This window comes from Betaproteobacteria bacterium, from assembly GCA_016791345.1.
GTDB lineage: Bacteria > Pseudomonadota > Gammaproteobacteria > Burkholderiales > JAEUMW01 > JAEUMW01.
Genome location: JAEUMW010000248.1, coordinates 1 through 2504 on the forward strand (window position 1 = coordinate 1; position 2504 = coordinate 2504).

The 2504-nt window shown below is 64.2% G+C and carries 4 protein-coding genes; all 4 read left to right on the forward strand.

The features are described from left to right. Positions 1–647, forward strand: a 647-nt coding sequence (locus JNK68_09675; protein ID MBL8540625.1) for a UbiA family prenyltransferase, incomplete at its 5' end; no start/stop codon positions are given. Continuing rightward, positions 644–1480 carry an SCO family protein gene (locus JNK68_09680; GenBank protein ID MBL8540626.1) on the forward strand — a complete coding sequence of 279 codons (837 nt, stop codon included), beginning with the start codon at positions 644–646 and terminating at the stop codon, positions 1478–1480. The genes JNK68_09675 and JNK68_09680, both read left to right, overlap by 4 nt. Positions 1481–1783: 303 nt before the next feature. Beyond that, complete coding sequence (locus JNK68_09685; protein MBL8540627.1) at positions 1784–2134, forward strand: tyrosine-type recombinase/integrase; 351 nt, start codon at positions 1784–1786, stop codon at positions 2132–2134. A gap of 144 nt (positions 2135–2278) precedes the next feature. Then, positions 2279–2504, forward strand: a 226-nt coding sequence (locus JNK68_09690; protein ID MBL8540628.1) for a ferredoxin-NAD reductase, incomplete at its 3' end; no start/stop codon positions are given.

The following is a 2504-nucleotide window of genomic DNA, read 5'->3' on the forward strand; positions in this document are numbered from 1 at the left end:
CCCGCCGGCGTCCGTTTGTGACCGGTGCTCTCACGCACGGCCCGGGCTGGCTGTGGTTGATCGCGCTGATGACGATCGGGTCCGTCGCAGCTGCCGCACTGGTCGTGAATCCGGTCTCCGCCCTGTACGTTTTTCTCGGCGCGTTCTTCTACGCCATCGTCTACACCGTGTGGCTGAAGCGCCGCACGTGGTGGAACATCGTGATCGGCGGCCTAGCCGGAAGCTTCGCGGTGCTGGCAGGCGCGGCAGCGGTCACGCCGACGTTGAGCCCGGAGGCGCTCTGGCTCGCGGTAGTGCTCTTCCTCTGGACGCCGCCGCACTTCTGGAGCCTCGCCATGATTCACGAGAAGGACTACGCGGCCGCTGGCGTGCCGATGCTGCCCGTCGTCTTCGGCTTCGAGCGCAGCGCGCGCATCGTCTTCGCGAATACCGTGCTCCTGGTCGCCGCGTCGATCGTCCCGTTCTGCTATGGCATGGGCTGGATCTATCTCGGCGGCGCCGTGCTGGCCGGGGGCTACTTCCTGCGCAAGAGCCTGCGTCTCGCACGCGCGCCGAGCCGCGCCACCGCCGCGCAGGCGTTCGGAGCGTCGCTCGTGCATCTTTCCGTTCTGCTCGTCGCGGTGATGGTCGACGCCGCCGTGGGATGAACGCCCGCGCCGCAGCGGTCGCCGCCATGCTCGGCCTGCTCGCGGTGCTCTCGACGCGAGCATACGCCGAAGAAGGTGCGAGCGCCGGCGGCTCGCCGCTGGACGAGCGCAAGGCACTCGCGTTCAGCCAGAGCGTGATCGGCAAGCCGATCGGCGATTACTCCTTCACGGATCGCGACGGGCAGTCGGTGCGCTTCTCGCGTTATCGCGGGAAGCCTCTGCTTGTGAGCTTCATCTACACCGGCTGCTTTCAGGTCTGTCCGACCACCACGAAGTTCCTTGCGAAAGCCGTTGCGGCGGCGACCGACGCGCTCGGCGAGGGCAGCTTCAATGTCGTTAGCATCGGATTCAATCTGCCGTTCGACACGCCCTCGGCCATGCGGACGTTCGCGAAGCAGCAGGGCATCACCGCTAAGAACTGGGAATTCTTGAGTCCGGATCCGTCGTCGCTCGAAGACCTCACGCGCAACTTCGGGTTCCTCTATTACTCCACGCCGAAGGGCTACGATCACCTGATCCAGGTGACGCTAGTCGATCCGCAGGGTCGCGTGTACCGGCAGATCTACGGCGATTCCTTCGATCTGCGGATGCTGGTTGCGCCGCTGAAGGAACTCGTCACCGGCACACCCCCGCCGCTCGGCGACCTCGCGGCGTTCGCGGAGCGCGTACGCATTCTCTGCACGGTGTACGATCCGGCTTCGGGTCGCTATCGCCTCAACTATGCGGTCGTGATCGAGCTGCTCGTCGGCGCCGGCATCATCTTGTTCGGGCTCCTGACCCTTCTCTGGGAGTGGCGCAAGCACAAGCGTGCGGCGGCATCGCACGGGGGGTAGTGTTTGGCGGGCTGGCGCCGCTGGGCCGCGTTTCCAGACCCAGAATCGATCGGTTCGGGGATGGCGAGGTTGCGACAAATCTTCCTCGCAAGAGGATCGTTGATCTCCCTGTGGCGCGTTACTGCGCTGCGTGTGTTCAGCGTAGGGTGTGCGCCATCAGGGTCGACCATTCTTCCCGAAAAAGACTGCAACGCTGTGCGATGAGGTACCGCAAGAGATCACGAACGCTAACCTCGGCGAGGGCTGTGGCGAGGTCGCGCTGCCGTATGCGCTGGCACGCAAGTATCCGAACGCCGGACGCGAATGGGCCTGGCAATACATCTTCCCGTCGGGCAACCGATCTATCGATCCCCTCACCGGCGTCATTCGCTGCCACCATCTCGATCCGCAGACGATCCAGCGCGCGCGATCCGAAAAGCGGCACGAACCGCGGGCATCGACAAACCCGCGAGCTGCCCCACGCTGCGCCATTCGTTCGCGACCCATCTGCTGCGCGGTGGATACGACATCAGGACCGTGCAGAAACTGCTCGGCCATTCCGACGTGAGCACGACGATGATCTACACGCACGTGCTCAACCGCGGCGGCAGGGGTGCGCAGTCCGCTCGACCTGGGGCGTTGTCGCCTTTACCCAGATACAGCCTCGTTCGCTGACTGACTGCATTGCGCCCCCGCGGGCAGCAGTGCCGCCCGCGTTGATTCATATCAATTTCAGGCGCTGTGCGCAGCCTGTAGCATCCGATCGGACGCCAATGCCAAGTGCTTTTGGCCCGCGTCTGCCAACGAGGACATCCCCGATTGCTTAGAGCGATTCAGCGCGCCGGACAGTGGTTCTTCCTCAGGGTCGAGTCGGTCTTCAACCTCGCCTTCGGCGACCGGCTGAACCCGCTGTACTATCTCGGCCCGATCAGTTACTTCATGTTCTGGATCGTGGTCGTCACTGGCCTGGTCGAATACATCTTCTTCAAGACCAGCGTCAGCGGTGCATACTCGTCGGTCGAAGGGCTCACGGCGCAATGGTGGT

Bases quoted from the DNA above. Each gene is read 5' to 3' on its own strand.
- JNK68_09685 (MBL8540627.1), top strand. From the start codon at position 1,784: ATGGGCCTGGCAATACATCTTCCCGTCGGGCAACCGATCTATCGATCC.
- JNK68_09680 (MBL8540626.1), top strand. From the start codon at position 644: ATGAACGCCCGCGCCGCAGCGGTCGCCGCCATGCTCGGCCTGCTCGCG.